Below are 328 nucleotides of genomic sequence, written 5' to 3' on the forward strand. Positions count from 1 at the left end.
TCACGCCGATCGCGACGTCGCGGCCCGCGAGCTTTTCGCCGAGCGCGCCCATGCCGATCCCGGCCGCGAGCGTGAAGCCGACCATCCCCCAGATCGGCGAGATGCCGAGCAGCACCGCGCCCGTCGCGCCGGTGAAGCCGACGTGCGACAGCGCGTGGCCGGCGAAGGTCTGCCCGCGCAGCACCAGGAAATAGCCGACGATGCCAGCGAGCACCGCGACGATCCCCGACGCGGCGAACGCGTTGATCATGAAGTCGTATTCAAACATCGTGCGAATGCCCGGGATGAGCGTGTCCGTGGTGGTGATGGCCGTGGCCGCCGCCACCGC

1 protein-coding gene is annotated in these 328 nt (G+C 69.8%); it reads right to left on the reverse strand.

Annotated features, from left to right (window positions below; translation table 11 throughout):
- A partial coding sequence (locus A9Z05_RS05440) for a metal ABC transporter permease (protein ID WP_176730147.1) occupies positions 1-268 on the reverse strand: 268 nt, incomplete at its 3' end.
- Positions 269-328: the final 60 nt, after the last annotated feature.

The organism is Burkholderia sp. A2, from assembly GCF_001729305.1.
GTDB lineage: Bacteria > Pseudomonadota > Gammaproteobacteria > Burkholderiales > Burkholderiaceae > Burkholderia > Burkholderia sola.